General features: G+C 65.3%; 24 protein-coding genes. 18 read left to right on the top strand and 6 right to left on the bottom strand.

The window, feature by feature from the left end; genetic code table 11:
* The first annotated feature begins 28 nt into the window (after positions 1 to 28).
* From pgsA to AC51GR_RS14000, 9 genes are all read left to right on the top strand, one after another.
* Positions 29 to 712, top strand: coding sequence for a CDP-diacylglycerol--glycerol-3-phosphate 3-phosphatidyltransferase (pgsA, locus tag AC51GR_RS14040; protein WP_496325250.1), 684 nt, complete (start codon positions 29 to 31; stop codon positions 710 to 712).
* Positions 709 to 1224 carry a CinA family protein gene (locus tag AC51GR_RS14035; RefSeq protein ID WP_496325249.1) on the top strand — a complete coding sequence of 172 codons (516 nt, stop codon included), beginning with the start codon at positions 709 to 711 and terminating at the stop codon, positions 1222 to 1224. The genes pgsA and AC51GR_RS14035 overlap by 4 nt, the downstream gene beginning before the upstream one ends.
* Before the next feature lie 135 nt (positions 1225 to 1359).
* Positions 1360 to 1689, top strand: coding sequence for a helix-turn-helix domain-containing protein (locus AC51GR_RS14030; RefSeq protein ID WP_496325248.1), 330 nt, complete (start codon positions 1360 to 1362; stop codon positions 1687 to 1689).
* A gap of 84 nt (positions 1690 to 1773) precedes the next feature.
* On the top strand, positions 1774 to 2583 hold the full coding sequence (locus tag AC51GR_RS14025; protein WP_496325247.1) for a PspA/IM30 family protein: 810 nt from the start codon (positions 1774 to 1776) through the stop codon (positions 2581 to 2583).
* A 114-nt stretch (positions 2584 to 2697) separates the two neighbouring features.
* Positions 2698 to 2871, top strand: a complete 174-nt coding sequence (locus tag AC51GR_RS14020; protein ID WP_496325246.1) for a hypothetical protein — start codon at positions 2698 to 2700, stop codon at positions 2869 to 2871.
* A gap of 29 nt (positions 2872 to 2900) precedes the next feature.
* Complete coding sequence (locus tag AC51GR_RS14015; protein WP_496325245.1) at positions 2901 to 4076, top strand: glycosyltransferase; 1176 nt, start codon at positions 2901 to 2903, stop codon at positions 4074 to 4076.
* Between the two features lie 10 nt (positions 4077 to 4086).
* Positions 4087 to 4281, top strand: coding sequence for a DUF3046 domain-containing protein (locus tag AC51GR_RS14010; RefSeq protein WP_496325244.1), 195 nt, complete (start codon positions 4087 to 4089; stop codon positions 4279 to 4281).
* A gap of 256 nt (positions 4282 to 4537) precedes the next feature.
* A complete protein-coding gene (gene recA, locus AC51GR_RS14005) occupies positions 4538 to 5581 on the top strand; it encodes a recombinase RecA (protein ID WP_496325243.1) in 1044 nt (347 codons plus the stop codon).
* A gap of 101 nt (positions 5582 to 5682) precedes the next feature.
* Positions 5683 to 6258, top strand: a complete 576-nt coding sequence (locus AC51GR_RS14000; protein WP_496325463.1) for a regulatory protein RecX — start codon at positions 5683 to 5685, stop codon at positions 6256 to 6258.
* On the opposite strand, the gene AC51GR_RS13995 is transcribed toward AC51GR_RS14000, so the two are convergent.
* The 4 genes from AC51GR_RS13995 to AC51GR_RS13980 are packed head-to-tail and all read right to left on the bottom strand — an operon-like array spanning position 6242 to position 9562.
* Complete coding sequence (locus AC51GR_RS13995; protein WP_496325242.1) at positions 6242 to 7114, bottom strand: amino acid ABC transporter permease; 873 nt, start codon at positions 7112 to 7114, stop codon at positions 6242 to 6244. The two genes, AC51GR_RS14000 and AC51GR_RS13995, sit on opposite strands and share 17 nt — an antisense overlap.
* Positions 7111 to 7794, bottom strand: a complete 684-nt coding sequence (locus tag AC51GR_RS13990) for an amino acid ABC transporter permease (protein WP_496325241.1) — start codon at positions 7792 to 7794, stop codon at positions 7111 to 7113. The genes AC51GR_RS13995 and AC51GR_RS13990 overlap by 4 nt, the downstream gene beginning before the upstream one ends.
* Positions 7791 to 8834 carry a glutamate ABC transporter substrate-binding protein gene (locus AC51GR_RS13985; RefSeq protein WP_496325240.1) on the bottom strand — a complete coding sequence of 348 codons (1044 nt, stop codon included), beginning with the start codon at positions 8832 to 8834 and terminating at the stop codon, positions 7791 to 7793. Before AC51GR_RS13985 ends, AC51GR_RS13990 begins: the two co-directional genes overlap by 4 nt.
* A complete protein-coding gene (locus AC51GR_RS13980) occupies positions 8834 to 9562 on the bottom strand; it encodes an amino acid ABC transporter ATP-binding protein (RefSeq protein ID WP_496325462.1) in 729 nt (242 codons plus the stop codon). Before AC51GR_RS13980 ends, AC51GR_RS13985 begins: the two co-directional genes overlap by 1 nt.
* A 206-nt stretch (positions 9563 to 9768) precedes the next feature.
* Between AC51GR_RS13980 and miaB the strand changes: the two genes are divergently transcribed.
* Together miaB and AC51GR_RS13970 are read left to right on the top strand one after the other, a co-directional pair.
* Entirely contained in the window at positions 9769 to 11337 is a 1569-nt protein-coding gene (gene miaB, locus AC51GR_RS13975; protein WP_496325239.1) for a tRNA (N6-isopentenyl adenosine(37)-C2)-methylthiotransferase MiaB, read from the top strand.
* Positions 11337 to 11945 (top strand): Rv2732c family membrane protein, encoded by a 609-nt coding sequence (locus tag AC51GR_RS13970; protein WP_496325238.1) that lies wholly within the window; start codon positions 11337 to 11339, stop codon positions 11943 to 11945. Before miaB ends, AC51GR_RS13970 begins: the two co-directional genes overlap by 1 nt.
* A gap of 74 nt (positions 11946 to 12019) precedes the next feature.
* Here the strand turns inward: AC51GR_RS13970 and AC51GR_RS13965 are convergent, their stop codons facing one another.
* Complete coding sequence (locus AC51GR_RS13965) at positions 12020 to 13393, bottom strand: DUF349 domain-containing protein (protein WP_496325237.1); 1374 nt, start codon at positions 13391 to 13393, stop codon at positions 12020 to 12022.
* A gap of 195 nt (positions 13394 to 13588) precedes the next feature.
* Between AC51GR_RS13965 and AC51GR_RS13960 the strand changes: the two genes are divergently transcribed.
* From AC51GR_RS13960 to AC51GR_RS13940, 5 genes are all read left to right on the top strand, one after another.
* Positions 13589 to 14335, top strand: a complete 747-nt coding sequence (locus AC51GR_RS13960) for a class III extradiol ring-cleavage dioxygenase family protein (RefSeq protein ID WP_496325236.1) — start codon at positions 13589 to 13591, stop codon at positions 14333 to 14335.
* Positions 14329 to 15231 carry a tRNA (adenosine(37)-N6)-dimethylallyltransferase MiaA gene (gene miaA / locus AC51GR_RS13955; RefSeq protein ID WP_496325235.1) on the top strand — a complete coding sequence of 301 codons (903 nt, stop codon included), beginning with the start codon at positions 14329 to 14331 and terminating at the stop codon, positions 15229 to 15231. The genes AC51GR_RS13960 and miaA overlap by 7 nt, the downstream gene beginning before the upstream one ends.
* 37 nt (positions 15232 to 15268) lie before the next feature.
* On the top strand, positions 15269 to 16159 hold the full coding sequence (gene dapF / locus AC51GR_RS13950) for a diaminopimelate epimerase (RefSeq protein ID WP_496325234.1): 891 nt from the start codon (positions 15269 to 15271) through the stop codon (positions 16157 to 16159).
* A gap of 45 nt (positions 16160 to 16204) precedes the next feature.
* A complete protein-coding gene (gene hflX / locus AC51GR_RS13945) occupies positions 16205 to 17761 on the top strand; it encodes a GTPase HflX (RefSeq protein WP_496325233.1) in 1557 nt (518 codons plus the stop codon).
* 108 nt (positions 17762 to 17869) lie between these two features.
* On the top strand, positions 17870 to 19012 hold the full coding sequence (locus tag AC51GR_RS13940; protein WP_496325232.1) for an acyl-CoA dehydrogenase family protein: 1143 nt from the start codon (positions 17870 to 17872) through the stop codon (positions 19010 to 19012).
* Between the two features lie 113 nt (positions 19013 to 19125).
* Here the strand turns inward: AC51GR_RS13940 and lexA are convergent, their stop codons facing one another.
* A complete protein-coding gene (lexA, locus tag AC51GR_RS13935) occupies positions 19126 to 19845 on the bottom strand; it encodes a transcriptional repressor LexA (protein ID WP_496325231.1) in 720 nt (239 codons plus the stop codon).
* A gap of 188 nt (positions 19846 to 20033) precedes the next feature.
* On the opposite strand from lexA, the gene AC51GR_RS13930 reads away from it, so the two are divergent.
* Positions 20034 to 20540 carry a LysM peptidoglycan-binding domain-containing protein gene (locus AC51GR_RS13930; RefSeq protein WP_496325230.1) on the top strand — a complete coding sequence of 169 codons (507 nt, stop codon included), beginning with the start codon at positions 20034 to 20036 and terminating at the stop codon, positions 20538 to 20540.
* Positions 20541 to 20630: 90 nt separating this feature from the next.
* Entirely contained in the window at positions 20631 to 21080 is a 450-nt protein-coding gene (gene nrdR, locus AC51GR_RS13925) for a transcriptional regulator NrdR (RefSeq protein ID WP_496325229.1), read from the top strand.
* Positions 21081 to 21086 lie beyond the last annotated feature (6 nt).

Genomic DNA, 21086 nt, shown 5'->3' with positions numbered 1-21086 from the left:
AACGATTCGGCGCTGCAGGGTGCATCGCGTGGCTGATCGTTTGCGCCGCGAGGTCACCGGCGCCGAGCCCGATCCGATTTCGGATCTCGTCAGCGAAGAGGTCCCCATCCTCAACCTGGCCAACATCCTGACGATCTTCCGGATCGTGCTGGTGCCGGTCTTCGTTGCGATCCTGTTCATCGACGGTGGCGACAACCCGTGGTGGCGAACGCTGGCGTGGGGCGTTTTCGCGCTGGCCGCGATCACCGACCACTACGACGGCCGGATCGCGCGAGAGCGCGGTTTGATCACGGACTTCGGAAAGCTCGCCGATCCCATCGCCGACAAGGCGCTGATCGGTTCGGCGCTGATCGGTCTGTCGATTCTCGGCGAGCTGCCCTGGTGGGTCACGGGCGTGATCCTGGCCCGGGAACTGGGGATCACGGTCCTGCGCTTCTGGGTCCTGCGGCACGGGGTGATCCCGGCCAGTCGCGGCGGCAAGATCAAAACACTTCTGCAGGTCTTTGCGATCGGCCTCTACGTGCTGCCCTTGTCGGGTCCGCTGCACTGGGTCGCGGTCGTGCTGATGGGTGCCGCGCTGGTGGCAACCATTGTCACCGGGATCGATTACGTGTGGCAGGCCTTCGCCAAACGGGCCCAGCGTCGCCGGGATGCGGCGACGCTGCGCCGGGACGAGCGGTCCGGGCATCCCGGCGACCGTTCCGGACGGTGAGCACCGATCCGTTGGCCGGGGAACCGGCTGCGCGGTTGGTATCGGAATTGCGTCGCCGGGACGAAACGGTGGCCACCGGTGAGTCGCTCACGGCGGGCCTGCTGTCCGCGATGATCGCGGGAATCCCCGGCGCCAGTGCAGTGCTCCGCGGCGGACTGATCGTCTACGCAACCGATCTCAAGGCGGGGCTGGCCGGTGTCCGGGCCGAGACGCTGGAGAAGTTCGGTCCGGTGGCGGAGCAAACCGCCGAGGAGCTGGCGATCGGTGCGGCCGAAAGGTGCGGCGCGACGTATGGGATCTCCCTGACGGGGGTGGCCGGCCCCGATCCTCAGGACGGTAAGTCCCCGGGGACGGTGTTCTGCGGTCTGGCCCGGACGCGCTCCGGTCATCCGGTCGGGAACGCCGGATTCGACACCAAGGTCGTGGGCATGTCGCTGCGGGGCGACCGGTGGGATATTCGTCTAATGTCGTGCACACGGTCGATCGGTGAATTGCTCGATTGGCTCGACTGAGTTCGTGGGAGTGCTGCACCCCGCGGCAGCGACGGAAGCGGACCCACGATCTCCAGGATTGAACGCCGATCACGGACCGGGAACGTTCTCGGGCCGTACTGCGTTGGACAGACTGACGTGTCGAGGAGGACTCATATGGCAATACTCCTGCGGGAAGCACTCGGTGGCAGCCTGCGGCGGGTTCGGATGGATCAAGGCCGCACCTTGCGTGAAGTATCGACGAGCGCCCGGGTCAGCCTGGGCTACCTGTCCGAGGTCGAACGCGGCCAAAAAGAGGCGTCGAGCGAACTGCTCGCCGCGATCTGCGATGCGCTCGAGGTAGAGATCGCCGACGTTCTGCTGGACGTCCGCGACACCCTCCGGACCGATCTGGACCACGCTGCGCAGCCGTCCGGGCGCGCATCGATCGCGACCGAGACGAAGGTTGTCATACCGCAGCCGGCATCGGCTCTGGCTGCCGCCTGACCTTCGCCGGTGTCACTGCGCGGGTTCAGACGATAGATTGGGTGCAGGACTGCTCGGAATCGGACTGAAGACAAGGCAGGGGCAATGGCTAACCCGTTTGTGAAGGCATGGCGTTACTTGATGGCGTTCGGAAACGCCAAGATCGATGAGAACGCCGACCCGAAGATTCAGATCCAGCAGGCGATCGAAGATGCGCAGCGTCAACATCAGGCGCTGTCGCAGCAGGCCGCGGCGGTCATCGGCAATCAGCGCCAGCTCGAGATGAAGCTCAATCGGCAACTCGAGGACATCGAGCGCCTGCAGGCCAACACCCGCCAGGCGTTGACCCTGGCCGACAAGGCGACCGCGGCCGGCGACACCGCCAAGGCGAACGAATACACCAATGCCGCCGAGGCTTTCGCCGCGCAGCTGGTGACCGGTGAGCAGAGCGTCGAAGATCTCAAGGCGCTGCACGATCAGTCGTTGCAGGCGGCCGAACAGGCCAAGCACGCGGTCGAGCAGAACTCGATGATGTTGCAGCACAAGCTCGCCGAGCGGACCAAGCTGCTGAGCCAGCTGGAGCAGGCGAAGATGCAGGAGCAGGTCTCGGCGTCGTTGAACCAGATGAGCGAGCTGGCCGCGCCCGGCAACACCCCCAACCTCGAGCAGGTGCGCGACAAGATCGAACGTCGCTACGCCAACGCACTCGGGTCGGCCGAACTCTCCCGTAACTCGGTGCAGGGTCGCATGATGGAGGTCCAGCAGGCCAGCGTCCAGATGGCCGGGCATTCCCGTCTCGAACAGATCCGGGCCTCCATGGCAGGTGAATCGTTGGCTGCCGGTGAGTCCGCGGCCGCACCTGCCGCCGAACCGGCGGCGCCATCGGTCAACGTCGAGAAGCCCCAGGCGAACTGACCGCCGGACTCGGGGTAGTCCCTGAACTTCCCCCCATCTTGCCTGTTCTCCGGTGACAACGGCGTGCTGTGCTGGCACCGTTGGTGGCACGGACGTCGAGGCGAGGAGGATGACATGTGGTGGAAGGTATTGCTGGCGGTTCTGGTGGTGTGGTTGGCTTTCGGGCTGATCATGGCGCTGGTGAAGGGCCTGCTCACAATTCTGGTGATCGGCCTCGTGGTGATCGGTGTGATCGCGGTGATCAAGTGGGCGAGTACCGACAAGAGTCCGACGAACACCGGCCGGTAACGGTGCCACCGGCAGGCGAGGAGTCGTAGTTGCGGATAGCCCTGGTGGCCGGCTCGGACGCCGGTCATGCATTTCCCATGCTTTCTCTCGCAGACCTGTTGCAGCGCAACGGTTTTTCGCCGGTTGTCTATACCGGCTCTGGTTGGGCCGAAGCGGCCGCACTGCGCGGCCTGCGGGTTCGGCAGTTGCCCGGGCTCGCCGCGCAGACCGACGATGACGACGGCGACGCCGGCGCCAAGCTCAGCGCCCGCGCGGCGCGGATGTGCGGGGCACTGATTCCCGAACTGGCCGACTTCGGTCCCGACTTGGTCATCTGTGACGTCATCACGGTGTGCGGGGGATGGGCAGCCGAATCGTTGGGTGTGCCGTGGATCGAACTCTCCCCGCATCCGCTCTACCGGGCCTCGGCGGGACTCCCACCCATCGGTAGCGGGCTGGAACCGGGTACCGGCTTGTCAGGGCGGCTGCGGGACGGATTGATGCGAGCGGCCACCGCACGTTCGATCCGGCAGGGTGAGCGACAACGAGAAGCCGCGCGGGCCGGGATGGGACTGCCGGCGCGGGCTCCCGAACCCGCCGCCCGGATGATCGCCACCTTGCCCGCTCTGGAGGTTCCCCGCCCGGATTGGCCTGTCGGCGCGGAGGTGGTCGGCCCCCTGTTGTGGGAGCCCACCGACAAGATCTTCGACCGGCCTTCCGGCGATGCGCCCCTGGTCGTCATCGCGCCGTCCACCGCGGCCACCGGCTCGGTGGGTCTGATCGAATCGGCGTTGATGGCGCTGGACCCGGAGGTGCTCGGAACACCGGTGCGCGCCGTGGTCTCCGGCTTGGCCCCGCAGGTCGATGAACTGCCCGCCTGGGCCCTCGCCGGGCACGGCAGGCAGGACGAGTTGCTGGCCGAGGCGGCACTGGTGATCTGTGGTGGCGGCCACGGGATGCTCGCGAAATCGATGCTCGCCGGGGTACCGCAGGTGCTGGTTCCCGGTGGCGGGGATCAGTGGGAGCTCGCGCAGCGGGCCCGGCGATGGGGTTGCGCGGAGGTCGTCCGTCCGCCGACCGTCGGGGCGATGTCGTCGGCGATCCGAAAAATATTGCAGAACAATTCATTTGCCGCTGCCGCGCGCCGGGCGGGTGAGAGCAACGGTGATGTCCTCGATCCGGTTGCGTTGTGTACCCGGGCGGCGGGTCGGGAACTGTTTCGCTAGCCTTGACGGCGTGCGACTCACCGAATTCACCGAACTCTTGACCACCGAGTTCGGCGCCGCCACGGCCGATTCGATGCTCGTCGACCACGCACTCATCGAGTTCGGTGGCAAGACGGCAGCGCAGGTTCTCGAGTCCGGGGTGGATCCCCGCGACGTGTGGGTGGCCCTGTGCCGGGACTTCGACGTCCCTCGCAATCGCTGGTAGAAAGCCCGTTCCCGGATTCTCACCCGGCGTGTCGTACCCGCCGGTGGTTGACTCGAACAGATGTTCGCCTAGAGTGGTGGGCAAGCAACGATGGGAAAAGTCGGCACCGGCGGACCGCGGGTTCGCCGGATTGTCAGAGGGCTGATCTAGCGTGATGTCAGTGCGCAAAGAGATGCCGAACACGCGAAAAAAAGCTCGCTCCCGCCAGACCGGCGGTACCACCGCCGAGAACTCGGCCAAACCACTAGGGGAAAAAATGGCAGCCCAACCAGACCGCGAGAAGGCACTCGACCTGGCCTTGGCCCAGATCGACAAGAACTATGGCAAGGGCTCGGTGATGCGACTCGGTGAGAACGCCCGCCAGCCGATCGCCACCATCCCCACCGGCTCGATCGCGCTGGACGTCGCGCTGGGTATCGGCGGGCTGCCGCGTGGCCGCGTGGTCGAGATCTACGGCCCGGAATCCTCGGGTAAGACCACCGTGGCCCTGCACGCTGTTGCCAATGCGCAGAAGGCCGGCGGCATCGCGGCGTTCATCGACGCCGAGCACGCACTCGACCCCGATTACGCCCAGCGGCTGGGTGTCGACACCGACGCACTGCTGGTGTCGCAGCCCGACACCGGTGAGCAGGCGCTCGAGATCGCCGACATGCTGATCCGTTCCGGTGCGCTCGACATCCTGGTGATCGACTCGGTGGCCGCGCTGGTTCCGCGTGCGGAAATCGAAGGTGAGATGGGTGACAGCCACGTCGGCCTGCAAGCGCGTCTGATGAGCCAGGCGCTGCGCAAGATGACCGGTGCCATGAGCAATTCGGGCACCACTGCGATCTTCATCAACCAGTTGCGCGAGAAGATCGGCGTCATGTTCGGATCGCCGGAGACCACCACCGGTGGTAAGGCGCTGAAGTTCTACGCCTCGGTACGTCTGGACGTCCGCCGGATCGAGACCCTCAAGGACGGCACCGACGCGGTCGGTAACCGGACCCGCGTCAAGGTGGTCAAGAACAAGGTCGCGCCGCCGTTCAAGCAGGCCGAGTTCGACATCCTGTACGGCCACGGCATCAGCAAAGAAGGCTCGATCATCGACATGGGCGTGCTGCACGGATTCATCCGTAAGGCCGGCTCGTGGTTCACCTACGAGGGTGAACAGCTCGGCCAGGGCAAGGAGAACGCACGTAAGTTCCTGCTCGAGAACACCGAGACCTGCGATGAGATCGAGAAGAAGATCAAAGAGAAGCTCGGAATCGGTGCAGTGCTGACCGCAGATGACGCCGTCGCACCGGCACCGGTCGAGTTCTAAAGGAACAACAACAGGTGAACGACCCTGGGGGAGAGGATGTCCGCGCCAACATCGCCGAGCTGCGATCGGCGACCGCGGAGATCCTCTCCCGACCTGTATCTGTGGACCCCCCACCGGCGGCGGAGCCGGTCGTCGAACCCGAGTCGGTGTCGACGCCGGACGCAGCGCCCCCGGGGTTCAACCGGGCAGCCGGCGGTACGGGCGCGTCGGCATACGATGCCGCGCTCCGACTGCTCGGTGTCCGGGCGCGCAGCCGGGCCGAATTGCGAGGACGGCTGCAGGACAAAGATTTTCCGGAGACCGAAGTCGATTCTGTGATGCAGCGGCTCGAACGCGCCGGACTGCTCGACGACGCGGATTTCGCCGACCAGTGGGTGCGCTCACGCCACCTGCACAGCGGCAAGGGGCGTACCGCACTGCGCCATGAACTACGCCAGAAGGGCGTCATGGACACGGTGATCGAGCAGGCCGTCAGCCAGGTCGACGACGACGCCGAGCGTGAGCGTGCCGCAGAACTGCTCCGCCGCAAGACCGCAAGGCTCCGCGCCGAGGACGTCTCAGAACGCGAAAGCCGCGACAAGCACATGCGCCGCCTGGTGGCGATGCTTGCTCGTCGCGGCTATGCGCCGTCGCTGGCGTTCGATCTGGTGAAGGCCGAACTCAGCGATCTGCGGTGATCGCGTCGTCCTCGATGGTCACCTTGCCGACGGTGCCCTTGCGCTTGCCCACCCGGACCCGACGTTCGACCACGGTGGCCAGTGTCGACAACCCGAAGTTGAGGATGATCATCACAATGGCGACAACCACCAGCGCCGGCAGGTAATTGCCGTAGAACGATGCCGACTGGATGCCGGACCGCACCACTTCGATGTAGCCGATGGCGTATCCCAGTGCGCTGTCCTTGAGCGCGATGACCATCTGCGAGATCAATGCCGGGAGCATTGCGGTGATCGACTGCGGCAGCAACACCATGCGCATGGTCTGGGATTTGCGCATGCCGAGCGAATGGGCGGCCTCGGCTTGTCCGGCGGGCAACGAATTGATGCCCGATCGCAGGATCTCCGCGATCACGGAACCGTTGTACAGCGTCAGGCCCGTGACCACGGCCGCAAACGCCAGCTGCTCGGCGGGGAAGACCGCATACTCGGCAAACAGGTAGTAGGCGAAGATCATCAGGATCAGCACCGGGATGGCGCGGAAGATCTCGACCGTGCCGCCGCTGAGGATCCGGATCCACCGGTGCTCGGACAGCCGGCCGATGCCCAGCAGGGCTCCGAGGATCAGGGCGAACACGATGGAGAGCACCGCGGCCTTGATCGTTCCCCACAGACCCGGCAACAGGTAGGTGGTCCAGGTGTCGGCCTTGATGAACGGATCCCACTTCTCGGCGGTGAGCTGACCGTTGTCCCCCAGGGCGATCATCACGTAGACGAACGCTGCGAGCAGGATCACGCCGAACACGATCGCGATCAAGAGGTTACGTCTGCGGGCCTTCGGTCCGGGTGCGTCGTACAGAACAGTTGCGCTGCTCATCGCTTGACCGCCAATCGCTTTGCCAGGTAACCGAAGACAAAGCCTTCGGTGAGTGTGATCACCATGAATCCGGCGGCGATGATGATGAAGATCCAGACCACCTGATCAGCGTGGTTCTCGATCTGCTCCTTCATCAGCAGTGAGGCCTCGGCGACACCGATCGCCGAGGCGATGGTGGTGTTCTTGGTCAGGGCGATCAGGACACTGCCCATCGGGCCGATGACCGATCGCAGGGCCTGGGGCAACACGATGATGGAAAACACCTTGGAGAACGGCAATCCCAGCGAGCGCGCGGCCTCGGCCTGGCCGATCGGCACGGTGTTGAAACCCGACCGCAGGGTCTCGCAGACGAACGTCGAGGTGTAGAGCACGAATCCGAGAACGGCCAGCCAGAAATTGTTGTTCTCGACGAAGTTCTCGTTCTCCGGCGCCAGGGCGAGGCCGAGGTTCTGATACAGGCCCACCGAACAGAAGATGACGATCAGCGTCAACGGGGTGTTGCGGACGATGTTGACGTACCAGGTGCCGAACACACGCATGACCGGAACCGGGGACACCCGCATGCCCGCGAGAATCGTTCCCCAGATCAATGCGCCGATGGCGGAGTAGAACGTCAACTGGATGGTGACCCAGAAAGCCGGCCACAGGGCAGGTCCGATGTCGGACCACAGCTCGCTCATGAGAGTCCTTCCGGGCATGGCGTGGACGTGGAGTCGAGGAACGCCAGATCAGCCGGTGTCGGGACGAACGTGTACTTGGAGTCGGCCGTATCGGCACGGGCGATCATCGTGTCGACCTCGGAATCGCCGATCGCCTCGCGCAGCGCGAGCTCCCAGGCAGAGGGTCCACCGCCGGGAGGCGGCGTCATCATGTTGACGAGCGCTTCGTTGACCGCTGCCACTGCTTGCGGGTACTCCTTGGCCAGACCGATGCCGTAACGCTCGGTGGAGAACGGGGTCCCGGCCTTCTTGAGCGACTTCGGGCTGCCCGCGCAGGCGTCCTTCGGGTAGGTCATGTCGACGAGCTTGAACTCGCCGGGATAGAAGTTGGAGAACCCGGCGAGGATCGCCTCATCGGTGGTCAGCGCATCGACCTTGCCGCGGCGCAGGGCCTCGACACAGGACGAGTAGGAATCGAACTCCTGTAGCTGGACGTTCGGCAGCTGGTTCTTCACGTTCTGCGCCGACGTCGAACCGGTCACCGAACACAGCTTCTTGCCCTTGTTCAGGTCGGTGAGGGTCTGGATCTCCTCATCGTCTTCGCGGACCAGCAGACCCTGATAGTTGATCAGGTACGGACCGGCGAAGGCGACCTTCTTGGACCGGGCCGCATTGATCGAGTAGGTGGCCGCGATCATGTCGACCTCACCGTTGGCGATGAGGGTCTCGCGCTGCGCCGACGGTGTTTCCCGCCACTTGATCTTCGGCTTTTCCCAGCCGTTGGTCTCGGCGATGTTGTTGATCACGTACTCGGACACCGAGACGTCGAATCCGGTGAAGGACTTGTCGGGGTGTCGCAGGCCCAGCCCGGGCTGATCGAACTTCGTGCCGGCGACCACCGAACCGTTCTGGATCGACTCGAGCAGGTTGCGTGGATTGGTGTTGCCGCAGGCGGCGAGCCCGGTCGTGACCACCACCGCGGCGAGCGCGAGGCCGAGCAGCGTGGTCAGTCGTCGTGGCCGGGTTCGGGTTGTGGGGCGTGCGGTACTCGTCTGACTCATCAGTGGCCCAGGATCTTGCCGAGGAAGTCACGGGCCCGGTCGGACTTGGGCGCTGTGAAGAATGTCTCGGGATCGCCGTCTTCGACGATGGCTCCATCGGCCATGAAGATCACGCGGTCGGCGGCCTTGCGGGCAAAACCCATCTCGTGGGTGACCACGACCATGGTCATGCCTTCTTTGGCCAGGGAGACCATCACGTCGAGCACCTCGTTGACCATCTCGGGGTCGAGGGCGGAGGTGGGCTCGTCGAAGAGCATCACCTTCGGTTCCATCGCCAGCGAACGGGCGATGGCCACCCGCTGCTGCTGACCGCCGGAGAGCTGCGCGGGGTACTTGTCCTTCTGGCTGGCGATACCCACCCGCTCGAGAAGTTCGAGTCCGCGCTTCTCGGCCTCGGCCTTGCCCTTGCCGCGGACCTTGATCGGCGCGAGGGTGACGTTCTGCAGAATTGTCTTGTGCGCGAAGAGGTTGAACGACTGGAAGACCATGCCGACATCGGCGCGCAGTGCCGCCAGTGCCTTGCCTTCGCTCGGCAGGATGCTCCCGTCGATCCAGATCTCGCCGCTGTCGATCGGCTCGAGGCGGTTGATCGTGCGACACAGAGTGGACTTGCCGGATCCCGAGGGACCCAGGACCACGACCACCTGGCCGGCGGGGACGTCGAGCTGGACGTCCTTCAGCACATGCAGATCACCGAAATGCTTCTGCACATTCTTCATGCTGATCATGGTGTTCGCGGCGCCGGCCTGAGATGTCGGGGCCGACTTCGCGGCGTCCGGACCGTCCGAAAATGCTGTCATGAATACCGACCTTATTGGTATGACGTGGCGCTCGACTGCGCAACCCCGGCTACGGTTCGGCGCCGGTACTGGGCGGTTACCGATCCCAAGCGGTGGAATAAGCAGCTGACCGGCGCCATTTCGCCAGGTCGGCGATGGCAAGTACGCTGGGGCAGGTGACAATCTCGTTGACAGATCCGCAGGCCACGGACAGTACCGCCGGCCAGACCGCCGAAGTTCGTTCCTATGAGGTCCGCACCTACGGATGTCAGATGAACGTGCACGACTCCGAGCGGATCTCCGGATTGCTCGAGGAAGCGGGCTACGTCCGCGCCGACGCCGACGGCGAGGCCGACCTGGTTGTCTTCAACACCTGCGCAGTTCGTGAGAACGCCGACAACAAGCTGTACGGCAATCTCTCCCACCTGGCCCCGGTCAAGGTCCGGCGCCCGGGGATGCAGATCGCCGTCGGTGGGTGTCTGGCGCAGAAGGACCGCGCCGCCGTGGTCCAGAAGGCACCGTGGGTCGACGTCGTCTTCGGCACGCACAACCTCGGCTCGCTGCCCGTGCTTCTCGAACGGGCCCGTCACAACGAGGTCGCGCAGGTCGAGATCATCGATTCGCTCGAGGCTTTCCCGTCGACGCTGCCCGCCAAGCGGGAGTCGGCGTACTCCGGCTGGGTGTCGATCTCGGTGGGCTGCAACAACACCTGCACGTTCTGCATCGTTCCCGCGCTGCGGGGCAAAGAGGTCGACCGGCGTCCCGGCGACGTCCTCGCCGAGGTTCAGGCACTTGTCGATGAAGGTGTGCTCGAGGTGACGTTGCTCGGCCAGAACGTCAACGCATACGGGATGTCATTCGCCGACCCGGAGATGGGCCGCGATCGCGGGGCGTTCGCATCGCTGCTGCGCGCCTGCGGTGAGATCGAAGGTCTCGAACGGGTCCGTTTCACCTCTCCGCATCCGGCCGAGTTCACCGACGACGTGATCGAGGCGATGACCGAGACCACGAACGTGTGCCCGCAGTTGCACATGCCACTGCAGTCGGGTTCGGATCGCATCCTCAAGGCGATGCGACGCAGCTACCGGAGTACCAAGTTTCTCGGAATCATCGAACGGGTCCGTGAGGCGATGCCGCACGCGGCGATCACCACCGACATCATCGTCGGGTTTCCCGGGGAGACCGAAGAGGATTTCCAGGCAACCCTCGACGTGGTGGCCAAGGCGAGGTTCACCAGTGCCTTCACGTTCCAGTACTCACCGAGGCCCGGCACACCTGCCGCCGACATGATCGACCAGGTTCCGAAAGAGGTTGTCTCGGAACGTTATATGCGTCTGACGGACCTGCAGGACCGGATCTGTCTGGAAGAAAATCAGAAGTTGATCGGAAGCCCGGTCGAGGTCCTGGTGACCGCCGACGGGCGCAAGGATTCCGGTCGGATGACCGGACGTGCCCGCGACGGGCGGCTGGTGCACTTCGAGACCAGCGACCCCGCGATCCGTCCCGGTGACCTGATCGACACCGAGGTGACCGGCGCGGCACCGCACTACCTGCTGGCCGACTCCGGTGTGCGGAATCACCGCCGCACCCGCGCGGGCGACGCCCATGCCGCGGGAACAACACCGCAGACCCCGCCGATCGGGGTGGGTCTGGGTCTGCCGACAATCGGAAAACCAATGGAAGCGCCGGTCGAATCCGGCTGCGGTTCGGGATGTGAGATCTGATGGCAAGCAACAACCGAGACGATGATTTCGAGCAGTTCGAAGGCGACCTGCGCAAAGCCGAGCGAAAGGTCGCCGGGGAGATAGACCCCGGTGCCCGCGCGCTGGTGGTTGCCGGCGCAGTGCTGGTCCTGATGCTGTCGATGGTGTTGCCGCACACCGGTTCGGTCAGCGGTATCGAAGTGCTGACATTCAACTCCGAGGCCGCGGCGGAGAACGTCACCATCACCTCGCGGATCTCGGTCTGGCTCCAGCTGGTCTTCGGCATCGGTTTCTCGACGCTGGCTTTGCTCACCCGGCGCTGGTTCTTGGCCTGGATCGCGCTGTGCGGCTGTGCCGTGGGCTGCGTGGCGGGGATGCTGGCCTGGTGGTCGCGCAACACCCCGGGCGTATCGGGCTTCGAACCCCCGAGCGGTGTCGGCGCCGGACTCGTCGTGGGCTGGCTTGCGATGTTCGTCCTGACCTTCCACTGGTCGCGGGTGGTGTGGGTACGCACCTCGGTGCAGTTGTCCCTGGAGGCGCAACGCCGCGATGATGCGGCCGCGCAGGAGCTCAAAGCGATTGCACTGCAGCGCAAGTCGGCTACCAAGCATCCCAGAAAAGACGTCTGACCGGCGCGCGAGAACATCGCCGATACAGAAAATGACCGGGCCATCGGCCCGGTCATTTCTTGTCTTCGCGAACGTCAGTCGTTGATCGCGCCTTCGGCCGCGCGGGCCCACTCACGCCACTGCTCGGCCTGTTCCCGGAGCTTGCGGGCATCCCTGTCCTTGCCGTTCGCCTCTGCCTTTGCCGCCTGATCTTCGAGCTGGGCAACGCGGTCGGCAAACTGCTGGGCGCGAGCCTTCACAGCCGGGTCGGTCCGTTCCCACTGCGCCGACTCGGCATCGCGGATACGCTTCTCCACCGCCTTGATGCGGGCTTCGAGCGAGTGCATCTGATCTCGGGGAACCTTCCCGATCTCGTCCCACTGATCCCGGATCGTGCGGAAGTCGCGACGAGCCGCCTCGAGGTCACTTTCGGGATCGATCGTCTTCTCGGCGCGGGTGAGGAGCTCGATCTTCGCGGCGGCGTTCTCCTCGAACTCCGCATCGCGTTCGGAAGATGCCGCGTTGCGGGCACCGAAGAACACGTCCTGGGCGGCTTTGAATCGATTCCACAGTGCGTCGTCCTGGTCGCGGGGTGCGCGTCCGGCAGCCTTCCACTGGACGAGCAGTTCGCGGAACTTGGCCGCGGTGTCCGCCCACTCGGTGGAGGACGACAGGCCCTCGGCCTCCGCGATCAGCTCTTCCTTGCGGGCGCGGGCGCCCGCTCGCTCGCGGTCCATCTCGGCGAAGTGGGCACCACGCCGTCGGTTGAAGGTGTCGCGTGCCTTCGAGTAGCGCTTCCACAACAGGTCATCGGTCTTGCGATCGACGCCCTTGATGGTCTTCCACTCGTCGAGGATCTGGCGCATCCGGTCGCCGGCAACCTTCCACTGTGTGGATTCGGCGCCGATGGCCTCGGCCTCTTCGGCCAACTCGTTCTTGCGGGCAACGGCCTTGGCGCGGGATTCGTCGCGCTCGTGTTTGACCTTCTCGGCGGCGCCTTCGGCCCAGTCGATGATGGCCTGCAGACGGAGGGCGACGGCGTCGACATCGCCGATGACCGCGGCGGTCGGAAGTGATTCGAGCAGCGCCGCGGCGCCGATCTTGGTCTTGCGCGGATCGCCGGTGCCCGCGTCGAGGCGTTCCTCCAGCAACTCGACCTCGACGACCAGGTCGTCGAAGCGGCGACCGAAGTGGGCCAGACCTTCGGCCGCGGTTCCGGCCTGCCAGGACGCGATCTGGTGCTCGCCTGCGGAGTTCTTCAACCACACCGTACCGTCTTCGTCGACGCGACCGAACTCGGACGGGTCGGAAGCCTGCCGACCGGGTTCGACAGGTGCGGGATGAGGATGGGCGGGTGGGTGATGGCCGGGCCGCGGGCCGGGCCGGGGACCGGGCTTGGGGCCTGGTTTGGGGCCCGGAGTCGGGGTGGGGTTGTCGGTGGCTGCCGGCTGCGGCGTGTGGTCGGTCATGTCATTCCTTATCCCTGCCGCGCGACACGGCTGCCAGTCACATCTGATGCCGACGGTGGTTCACGCCCACCGCCCACAACCATTGAAGCAGTTCACCGGCACGGGTGGGGACAGTCGCCGACAAATGAGTGGTGGATTCGCGACCGGGACGGTGTCGGCGGTGCGCAGTACCGTCGGTCGACTAGCGTTGCGAAGGTGTTGATCGCCGCCGCCTTTGTGCCCTCCGCGCCTGCTCTGGTCCCCGAACTGTCCGGGCCACAGGTACCGGAGTTGTTGCCTGTTCGGGCCGCGAGCCTGCAGGTATGCGCCGATCTGTCCACCCGGTGTCGGGAATGGGTGCTCGTCGGAGCAGGCGATCCGGCGCGGCCGGTCGCGGCGCGCGGGACCTTTGCCGGCTTCGGCGTGGATGTTCAGGTGGAGTTGGTCCCGGAGGCGTCCGGTCAGGCCGACCCCGAGATGGAACTCTCGCTGTTGATCGGTGGATGGCTGCGTGGCCAGGTCGATCCGGAGATCCGGTTGACCACCGAATTGGTGTTCAGCTCCAGTGGCCCGTCGGCCTGCGCGCAACAGGGGCACGTGCTGGCCCGATACCTGGCAACCCGGTCTTATCCGGTCGGATTGCTGGTGGTCGCCGATGGCGCCGGCACGCTCGGTCCCAAGGCTCCCGGCGGCTCCGCCGAGGGCTCCGAGACATTCCAGTCAGCGATCGACGACGCACTCGGTTCCGGGGACCGCGCCGCGCTTGCCGCCCTCGATCAACCGGAGTGCGAACTCTTCGGTGTGGACGGCAGGGGGCCATGGCAGGTCGCCGCGGCGGCGACCCAGGGATACGAGGTCGCCTCCGAATTACGTTATGCCGGAGCACCGTTCGGGGTCGGGTACAGCGTTGCGCTGTGGGATCTGACGCCGGCGCATCCGACGCCGGGTGACCTCACATGGTGAACCCCATCGCCGTGATCGGACCCACGGCCAGCGGCAAATCCGATCTGGCCCTCGACATCGCCGAAGCCCTCGGTGGCGACATCGTGAACATCGACGCGATGCAGCAGTACCGAGGGATGGACATCGGCACCGCAAAGGTGCCCGCCGACGAGCGCCGCGGCATCGTGCACCATCAGATCGACGTCCTCGACGTCACCGAGACCGCCACCGTGGCCCGCTACCAGCACGCCGCGCGCGCCGACGTCGAGGCGCTCCTGGCGCAGGAGCGAACACCGGTCGTGGTCGGTGGGTCGATGATGTACATCCAGGCGTTGCTCGATGACTGGCAGTTTCCGGCCACCGATCCGGAGGTCCGCGGGCGCTATGAGGCCGAGCTCGAACGCGTGGGCTCGCCGGCCCTGCACGATCGGCTCGGTGAGGTCGATCCCGAGGCCGCCCGCAACATCCTCGACACCGACGGCAGGCGCATCGTGCGCGCGCTCGAGGTGGTGGAGTTGACGGGTCGACCGTTCGCCGCCTCGGCGCCGACCATCGGTGAACCACGCTGGGGCACAACCATCATCGCGCTCGACCGCGATACCGAAGAACTCGACGCGCGCATCGCGCTGCGGACCGAACAGATGTTTACGCAGGGGTTTGTCGACGAGGTGCAGGGGCTGCTCTCGCACGGCCTGCGCGAGGGCGTCACCGCCGCGCGGGCCATCGGCTATTCGCAGGTCATCGCCGCCCTGGACGGGGAGTATGACCTCGCCCAGGCGCAGGAACTGACATTTATCGGGACGCGCCGATACGTGCGCAGGCAGCGGTCGTGGTTCCGGCGGGATCCGCGGGTGCACTGGCTCGATGCGGCCACACCCGATCTGCTCGGGCAGGCGCTGCGTGCCGCCGGCCGGTGAGAACCGGACCGGGTCCGGTGCGGGTAGTCTTGACCAGATGTTCGGGCGTGTTGATTTTGTGAAGGGGCACGGTACGGAGAACGACTTCGTGCTGTTGCCCGATGCCGGCGTGCAACTCGACCTGACACCGGATTTCGTCTCCACGCTCTGCGATCGGCACCGCGGTATCGGTGCTGACGGCGTACTCCGGGTGGCCACCGCAGGGGCCCTTCTCGGTGCCGGGGTGCTCGCGGCGCTTCCCTCCGGTGTCGCCGAGAACGACTGGTTCATGGATTACCGGAACGGGGACGGGTCGGTCGCGGAAATGTGTGGCAACGGGGTGCGGGTGTTCGCCCACTACCTCGCCGCACATGACCTGGTCACCGGGCGGACCTTCACTGTCGGCTCACGCGCCGGTGGCCGCGAGGTGACCGTCCACCATCTGACCGAATCCACGGCCGATGTGAGTGTGCTGATGGGCCGGGCCCGGACCGGCGGCGAAAGCAAGGCCACCATCGGCGATCAGACGTACTCGGGCTTGTCGGTCAACGTCGGCAATCCCCATCTGGCCTGTGTCGTCGAGGGCTTGACCCTCGAGCGTCTCGAGGCGATCGATCTCACCGCGCCGATCTCGTTTGACCACAACGACTTTCCCGAAGGCGTCAACATCGAACTGATGACGCCACTGAGTGGACCGGCCGACGGTGCGCTGGTCGGTGAGGTGTCGATGCGGGTGCACGAACGCGGCGTGGGGGAGACCCGCAGCTGCGGTACCGGCACCGTCGCGGCGGCCAATGCCGCGCTGCGGTCGGTCGGGCGCAGCACCGGTGCGGTGGTCGTGAACGTTCCCGGTGGAGCGGTGACCGTCACCGTCGGCGAGAACGACAACGAGCTCCGTGGGCCATCGGTTTTGGTCGGCGCCGGAATGCTCAACGCAGGGTGGCGCTAAATCCGTTATGCAGTGCGCCTGTCCGAATGTAACCATGGTGACCTCATGACTGAACACGAATCCAGCTCGAACGACGACGACTTCAACGAAGACCTGAACCCGGCGGAGCCGGATACCGACGATTCGGCTGACACCGACTCAGCGGGTCCGGACTCGAATGCGCGAGGGCCTCGCGCCCCGGAGGTCCGGCTACCGAACTTCCACAAAGGACCCACGCTCGGCGACCTGCAACTCGACGATCGCGCGTCGCTGCGGCGGGTGGCGGGTCTTTCCACCGAACTCACCGACGTCACCGAGGTCGAGTACCGGCAACTTCGCCTCGAACGCGTTGTTCTGGTGGGTGTGTGGCTGCAGGGAAGTACCACCACGCAGGCGGAGGCGAGTCTGGCCGAACTCAAGGCACTGGCCGAGACCGCCGGCTCCGAGGTGCTCGAAGGCCTCATTCAGCGCCGGGACAAGCCGGATCCGGCGACCTACATCGGGTCGGGCAAGGCACATGAACTCCGTGACGTCGTCCTGGCCACCGGCGCCGACACCGTCATCTGCGACGGTGAACTGACGCCCGCCCAGCTCACCGCGCTGGAGAAGGTGGTCAAGGTCAAGGTCATCGACCGCACCGCCCTGATCCTCGACATCTTCGCCCAGCACGCCACGTCGCGGGAGGGCAAGGCCCAGGTCGCGCTGGCCCAGATGGAGTACATGCTCCCGCGTCTGCGTGGCTGGGGTGAATCGATGTCCCGCCAGGCCGGTGGCCGTGCGGGCAGCAACGGCGGCGTGGGTCTTCGTGGACCCGGTGAGACGAAGATCGAGACCGATCGCCGGCGCATCCGCGAGCGGATGGCGAAGTTGCGCCGCGAGATCCGCGAGATGAAGACATCGCGAAACACCAAGCGCACCAAGCGGAAAGAGTCGGCTGTCGCATCGGTGACGATCGTCGGCTACACAAACGCGGGCAAGTCCAGTCTGATCAACGCGATGACCGGGTCAGGTGTGCTGGTGCAGAACGCCCTGTTCGCCACCCTCGACCCGACAACCCGGCGGATGTCCCTCGACGACGGACGCGAGATCGTGGTGACCGACACCGTCGGCTTCGTCCGACACCTGCCCACCCAGCTCGTCGAGGCGTTTCGCTCGACGCTGGAGGAGGTCACGGACGCAGATCTGCTGCTGCACATCGTCGATGGTTCGGACCCGATACCCACCGACCAGATCAGTGCGGTGCGCAAGGTCATCGATCAGGTGATCCAGGACGAGAAGGCGACCGCACCGCCGGAGCTTCTCGTGGTGAACAAGATCGACGTGGCCGACCCGACGGTCCTGACTCAGCTGCGGGGTCTGTTCCCTGATGCGGTCTTCATCTCGGCGGCCACCGGAGAAGGCATCCCGCAGCTCCTCGAGCGAGTGCGCGAGCTGGTGTCGCGGCACGACGTCCATGTCACCGTCCGCGTGCCCTATTCCCGGGGTGACCTGGTCTCGCGGATCCACGCCGAAGGCGATGTCTCAAGGGAAGAACACGGGCCCGATGGCACCGAGATCGTCGCGAGTGTTCCCTCGGCGCTGGCCAGTGCACTGGCCGAGTTCGCGGCCTCCGATCTGTTCTGAATCAGGCTGTTCCTGAAATCGGGACCGTCGAGCCTCTTGGGGTAAATGTAGAATCCAGTTACAGTTGTTGGAACCTGCACGTTTTGACACCTCGTTATGGAGACCTTGATGGAACGTACGCTTTTCGAGCCTGAACACCTCCTCTACCGCGATTCGTACCGCAGCTTCCTCGAGCAGCACGTGGCGCCGCACCACGCCCGGTGGGAAGAGCAGAACATCGTCGATCGCGATGTGTGGATCGAAGCAGGTAAGAACGGCTTCCTCGCCGTGGATGCACCCGAGGAGTTCGGCGGCGGCGGAGTCGACGACTTCCGCTATCAGGCCATCGTCTCCGAGGAATCCGCCCGCGGTGGATACAGCGGTCTGGGATTCACCCTGCACAACGACGTCATCGCGCCGTACCTGCTGGAGCTGACGACCGACGAGCAGAAGGCGCGCTGGCTTCCCGGGTTCACCTCCGGTGAACTCATCACCGCCATCGCGATGACCGAGCCCGGAACCGGTTCAGACCTGCAGGGCATCAAGACCACCGCCAAGAAAGACGGCGACCACTGGGTGCTCAACGGATCGAAGACCTTCATCACCAACGGCATAAACGCCGACCTGGTGATCGTGGTCGCACGTACCGACCCGGAGGCCGGCGCGAAAGGCTTCAGCCTGCTGGTCGTCGAACGCGGTATGGAAGGCTTCGAACGCGGCCGCAACCTCGACAAGGTCGGCATGAAGGCACAGGACACCGCCGAGCTGAGCTTCGACAACGTCCGAGTGCCCGCCGAGAACCTGCTCGGTGAAGAGGGTCTCGGCTTCATCTACCTTATGCAGAACCTGCCGCGCGAACGGCTGTCGATTGCGGTGGTCGCTGCTGCCGCGATGGAGCAGGTGCTGGAGACCACCATCCAGTACGCCAAGGACCGCAAGGCTTTCGGGCGTTCGATCGGCAACTTTCAGAACACCCGGTTCCTGCTGGCCGAGCTGTCCACCTCGACCACGACGACCCGCGTCTTCGTCGATCACTGCATCGGTCTGCTCAACGAGAAGAAACTGACCGTCCCCGACGCCGCGATGGCCAAGTACTACGCGACCGAGAACCAGGTGCACCTGGTCGACCGGTGCCTGCAGCTGCACGGTGGGTACGGCTACATGCGTGAATACTCGGTCGCCAAGGCGTTCCTCGATTCTCGCGTGCAGACCATCTACGGCGGAACGACCGAGATCATGAAGGAAGTGATCGGCCGCAGCCTCGGGGTCTGACCCCAGGATCTGATCGCTCACCGCCTCGAACGCGAAAGGCGGGGTGTACCGGAAGGTTCCGGTACACCCCGCCTTTTGTACTGTCTGGGGATGATCTGCCTACGACCGGCAGGTCAGAGTCGGCGCATCACGGTGACGACCTTGCCCAGGATGACGGCGTCGTTGCCCGGGATCGGATCGAACACCGGGTTGTGGGGCATCAGCCACACCGCGTCCTTGGTCCGTTTGAACGTCTTGATCGTGGCGTCACCGTCGATCATCGCGGCGACGATGTCGCCGTTGTCGGCCACATTCTGCTGGCGTACGACCACCCAGTCGCCGTCGCAGATGGCGGCGTCGATCATCGATTCGCCGACGACCTTGAGCAGGAACAGCGAACCCTCGCCGACCAGCTCCTTGGGGAGAGGGAAGACGTCTTCGACGGCTTCTTCGGCCAGGATCGGCCCGCCGGCGGCGATCCGGCCGAGCACCGGGACGAACGTCGGCGTGGGCATGGATTCGTCCGGTGTCTGGACCTGACCGGCCGCGGTGGCCGGGTTGAGGTCGGTGTCCTGGATGTTCACCGCGCGGGGCCGGTTGTTCTCGCGCTGCAGGAAACCCTTGCGTTCGAGGGTGCGGAGCTGGTGGGCGACCGAAGACGTCGAGGTCAGGCCCACCGCGTCGCCGATCTCCCGGATGCTCGGCGGGTAGCCGCGTTGGCGGACCGAGGTACGGATGACCTCGAGAACTGCTTTCTGGCGAGGGGTCAGTGAGCCCTCGGCGAGTGGTTCGGTGGCGACCACAGTGGTCGCGGCCCCGTCCGCCGGTGTCGGGGGCTGGGTTGTATCGGCCATCAGGTCCTCCAGTTCATGCGGTGTCGGGCGGGGTCCATGGGACAAAGATAGTGCAAATGGTCACAAGTCTCAAACATTTGTTCGAGAAGGCGTGGCGCTTTGTCGGAGGCCCGTGATACAAATCGAACACTCTTTCAATCGAACGAGTGATCGAATAGGGATTGAACCGATGACCGAGGACTGAACCCATGACTGCAGCCACCACCATCACCCGGCCGGCCACAGCTCGGCCTGTTCACCACCCCGAGAGCGATACCGCCACGCGCACCACGCGCCCGGTACGGCCCTCGGACACGACCCGCCCCGCCGGTCGCCGACTGTCCGCGCAGCGCCGCGTGGCCGTCTCCTGTGCCGCATCGCGTAACTCCGAGCAGCGGATACCGACCGAACGTGAGATGGTTTTCGTCCGTAGGCGCGCCTGGGCGGGCGCGGCGGTCACCGGCGTGGGGCTGATGCTGGTGGTCGCCTTCATGACGTTCTTCGGCGGAGTCATACAGCAGTCGAGCGATCCGGCCCGGCTGGGCACCGAGGTCGTCCGCGTCCAGTCGGGGGAGTCGTTGGGCGCCATCGCATCACGTATCGCCCCCGAGATGCCGACCGAGACCGTGGTCGCGAAGATCATGGAGCTCAATGCAATGAACAACTCGGCACTGTCGGTGGGTCAGGCATTGGTCACCCCGGTCTACGCGAGGTAGACGGTGGAGGGGCCGCGATCACGGACGGTATCCTCGAAGGCAGAGTGTCTGGTCAATCCGCCCAGGCCGTCGACTGTCGAGGGATCGTGCATGCATTGCCCGTTTTGCAAGAACGAGGACACCCGCGTAGTCGATTCGCGAGTGGCGGACGAGGGGCAGGCCATCCGTCGTCGCCGTGCCTGTTCGCAGTGTGCACGCCGCTTCACCACGGTCGAGACCGCGGTGCTCTCGGTGGTCAAGCGGACCGGCGTCACCGAACCCTTCAGCCGCGAGAAGGTCATGCGCGGCGTCCGCCGCGCCTGCCAGGGCCGTTCGGTGGATGACGACAAGTTGCAGCATCTCGCGCAGCAGGTGGAAGAAGCCGTGCGGGCATCGGGTTCGGCGGAAGTCCCCGCCAACGAGGTAGGTCTGGCCATCCTCGGCCCGCTCCGGGAACTCGACGAGGTCGCCTACCTTCGATTCGCCTCGGTCTACCGGTCATTCGACTCGGTGGACGATTTCCAGAAAGAAATCGACGACCTCAGGTCGAGCAAGTCCTGACGACAC

It is taken from the genome of Williamsia sp. z71 (assembly GCF_059553375.1).
The sequence above is the reverse complement of the archived record's forward strand: the minus strand, read 5'-3'. Positions and strand labels throughout refer to the sequence as shown.